The sequence below is a fragment of the Rhizobacter sp. genome, assembly GCF_031412495.1.
In the GTDB taxonomy this organism is placed as follows: Bacteria; Pseudomonadota; Gammaproteobacteria; order Burkholderiales; family Burkholderiaceae_C; genus Schlegelella_A.
Window position 1 is genome coordinate 1 of sequence record NZ_JANODC010000157.1, and the last position, 3,814, is coordinate 3,814.

4 protein-coding genes are annotated in these 3,814 nt (G+C 65.7%); all 4 read right to left on the reverse strand.

Annotation, left to right across the window (positions count from 1 at the left end; all coding sequences use genetic code 11):
• A partial coding sequence (locus AC30N0_RS05680) for an ABC transporter substrate-binding protein (RefSeq protein WP_489516956.1) occupies positions 1–1,055 on the reverse strand: 1,055 nt, incomplete at its 3' end.
• 53 nt (positions 1,056–1,108) lie between these two features.
• On the reverse strand, positions 1,109–2,173 hold the full coding sequence (locus tag AC30N0_RS05685; protein ID WP_489516957.1) for a branched-chain amino acid ABC transporter permease: 1,065 nt from the start codon (positions 2,171–2,173) through the stop codon (positions 1,109–1,111).
• A 103-nt stretch (positions 2,174–2,276) separates the two neighbouring features.
• Positions 2,277–3,206 carry a branched-chain amino acid ABC transporter permease gene (locus AC30N0_RS05690; protein ID WP_489516958.1) on the reverse strand — a complete coding sequence of 310 codons (930 nt, stop codon included), beginning with the start codon at positions 3,204–3,206 and terminating at the stop codon, positions 2,277–2,279.
• Positions 3,206–3,814 (reverse strand): ABC transporter ATP-binding protein (locus AC30N0_RS05695; RefSeq protein WP_489516959.1); only part of this gene is annotated, 609 nt, incomplete at its 5' end. The genes AC30N0_RS05690 and AC30N0_RS05695, both read right to left, overlap by 1 nt.

Sequence of the window (3,814 nt, forward strand, 5' to 3'; positions counted from 1 at the left end):
CCGCTCATCCACTTGCCCTTGCCGTAGCGTTCCTGGGCGCGGCGAACGCCCTCGACGCCGAGCATCGCGCTCATCAGTCCGCGCATGTAGAGAACGCTGCCGACCTCCTCCTTCGGGCCCGTGCCCTGACCCTTGCCGTGCACCAGGGCCAGGACGTCCTTGACGACCTTCGAGTTCGGCTCGGCGCCGTGCTGCAGGGTCAGTCCGTTGTAGCCCTTGGCGCCATCGCCGACATCCTTCACGTCCGGTTCGGCGGCTGCCCACCAGACCCCGTACATCTTCTCGCGCGGGAAGCCGGTCGCGACCGCCTCCTTCAGCGCGGTGGAGTTCATCACTCCCCATCCCCACAGGAAGACGTAGTCCGGCCTGTTCTGCCGGATCTGCAGCCACGCCGCCTTCTGCTCGACACCGGGATGCGTCACCGGGATCGAGTTGAACTCGAATCCGTGCATCTTGGCCCGTTCCTGCAGCAGCGGGATAGGCTCCTTGCCGTACGGGCTGTCGTGGTACACGAGGGTGATCTTCTTGCCCTTCAGCTTGTCGAAGCCGCCTTCTTTCTTGGCGATATGCTGGGTCAGGATGTCGGCCGCCACCCAGTAGGTGCCGGCGAGCGGGAAGTTCCACTTGAAGATGCTGCCGTCGGCGCTCTCGCTGCGGCCATACCCGGCGGTGATCAGGGGGATCTTGTCGCCCGGCGCCTTTTCCGTCAATGCAAAGGTGATGCCGGTGGACAGCGGCTGGAACACCGTGGCGCCGCCGTTCTTGCCCTTCAGGCGCTCGTAGCACTCGACGCCCTTGTCGGTCGCGTAGCCGGTCTCGCACTCCTCGAAGGAGATCCGCACGCCGTTGATGCCGCCCTGCGCGTTGATCAGCTTCAGGTAGTCGACGTAGCCGTTGGCGAACGGCACCCCGTTCGGGGCATAGGCCCCGGTCCGGTAGACGAGCACCGGGAAGAACTGCTCCTTCGCCTGCGCGCTGACCAGGGTGGCCGTGGTCAGGCTGCCGAGCCCTGCCGCGGCGAGCGTCGCCGCCAATGCAATCGATCTCAGTTTCATGGCTGTCTCCAGAGGTTGAAAAAGCACTCGCCGGTGCGTCGGTTGGGAAACCTTCAATGCGGGAACGGCCAGAGCCGCAGCTTCTCTTTGGCCGTCGACCAGAGCCGCGCGATGCCGTGCGGCTCGACGATCAGGAAGAACACGATCAGGGCGCCGAAGATCATGAAGGTGAGGTGCGAGGCCAGGGCCGTGTCGATGGGAACGCCGAACCAGTACGGGAGGTTGTCAAGGATGATCGGCAGGACCACGATGAAGGCGGCGCCGAAGAAGCTCCCCATGATCGAGCCGAGGCCCCCGATGATGACCATGAACAGGAGCTGGAACGAGCGGTCGATCGAGAACGCGGCTGGCTCCCACGAGCCGAGGTGGACGAAGCCCCAGAGCGCACCGGCCACGCCGACGATGAACGAGCTCACGGCGAAGGCGGTGAGCTTGGCGTAGACGGGCCGGATGCCGATCACGGCGGCGGCGACGTCCATGTCGCGGATCGCCATCCACTCCCGGCCGATGTGCCCGCGCACGAGGTTCTTCGCGAGCAGGCCGAAGACGATCACGAAGCCCAGGCAGAAAAGGTACTTCTGGACCGGGCTTTCGATGGGGAAGCCGAACACCTGGAGGCCGCCGACGTTGACCGATCCCGACGACGAGTAGTTGGTGAACCACTTGATGCGCAGGAAGGCCCAGTCGGTGAAGAACTGGGCCGCCAGGGTCGCGACCGCCAGGTACAGGCCCTTGATGCGCAGGGAGGGAATCCCGAACACCACCCCGACGGCGGTGGCGCAAAGTCCGCCGAGCAGCAGGGCCACGATCAGCGGCATGCCCTCGACGCGGACCATGAAGTTGTACGCGGCGTACGCACCGACCGCCATGAAGGCGCCGGTGCCCAGCGAGATCTGCCCGCAGTAGCCGACCAGGATGTTGAGGCCGAGCGCCGCGAGCGACAGGATGAGGAAGGGGATCAGCACGGCCCGGAACAGGTACTCGGGTGCGGTCAGCGGGATCACGACGGCCGCGAAAGCCAGCAGCAAGCCGATCGCGATCCGGTCCTGGGCGATCGGAAAGACCTGCTGGTCCGCCCGGTAGCTGGTCTTGAACTGGCCGTTCTCGCGGTAGATCATGCCCCCACGCTCCCTCTGGTCGCTGCCCCCCGAGGGGGTGCCTGCAGCGGACCGGCGGAGCCGGATCCGCGCAGGACCTTGATGGGATCGAAGTTCGCGAAGTTCATACCCGATCGATGATCTTCTCGCCGAACAGGCCTTGCGGCCGGACCAGCAGGAAGACAAGCGCGAGCACGTAGGCAAACCAGATCTCGATGCCGCCGCCGAAGGTCGGGCCGATGTAGACCTCGGACAGCTTCTCGCCGACGCCGATGATCAGGCCGCCGATGATCGCCCCCGGCACCGAGGTCAGGCCGCCGAGGATCACGACCGGCAGCGCCTTCAGGGCGACCAGCGAGAGCGAGAACTGGACGCCGAGCTTGCTGCCCCAGATGACGCCGGCGACCAGGGCGACGAACCCCGCCACCGACCAGACGATGACCCAGATGCGGCTGAGCGGAATGCCGATCGACTGCGCCGCCTGGTGGTCGTCGGCGACGGCGCGAAGGGCGCGGCCGGTCGACGTCTTCTGGAAGAACCGGCTCTGGACCGTGACCAGGGCGGCGGCGATGACCGCGGCGTACAGGTCTTCCTTGCTGATCAGGATGCCGCCGGGGAAGGTGCTCTCGAACAGGAAGACCGGGTCCTTCGGCATGCCGATGTCGAGCTTGTAGATGTCGCTGCCGAAGATCGTCTGGCCGAAGCCGTCGAGGAAATAGGTGATGCCCAGCGTCGCCATCAGCAGCGTGATGCCTTCCTGGTTGACGAGCCGGCCGAGCACCAGCCGCTCGATCAGCCAGGCCACGCCGATCATGATGATCATCGCGACGGCGAAGGCGAGCACGTTGGCGAGCAGCTTGTTGTCGAAGCCGAGCCACTGCGGCAGCCAATAGGAAAAGCGCGCCATCGCCAATGCGGCGAAGAGGACCATGGCGCCCTGGGCGAAGTTGAACACGCCCGACGCCTTGAATATCAGCACGAAGCCGAGCGCGATCAGCGAATAAAGCATGCCGGCCATGAGGCCGCCGATCAGCGTCTCGAGGAAGCCGCCCATCAGTGCGACGTCCCCAGATAGGCGCTGATCACGTCGGGGTTGCTGCGCACCTCGGCCGGCGTCCCGTCGCCGATCTTCTTGCCGTAGTCGAGCACGACGACGCGGTCGCTGATGTCCATGACGACGCTCATGTCGTGCTCGATCAGGACGATCGTGGTGCCGAACTCGTCATTCACGTCGAGGATGAAGCGGCTCATGTCCTGCTTCTCCTCGACGTTCATGCCGGCCATCGGCTCGTCCAGCAGCAGTACCTGCGGCTCCATGGCCAGCGCGCGGCCCAGGTCCACGCGCTTCTGCAGCCCGTAGGGGAGCCGTCCCACCGGCGTCTTGCGGTAAGCCTGGATCTCCAGGAAGTCGATGATCCGCTCCACCGCGGCGCGCTGCGTCATCTCCTCGCGCTCGGCTGCGCCCCAGCGGATCGCCTGCTGGAAGAGGTTGGTCTTCATGCGCAGATTGCGGCCGGTCATCATGTTGTCGAGCACGCTCATGCCCTTGAACAGGGCCAGGCTCTGGAACGTGCGGGCGACGCCCATTTCCGCGACCTGGCGCGGGTTCATGTGCCGGAAGGTCCTGCCGCGCAGGCTGATCGAGCCCGTCTGCGGCTGGTA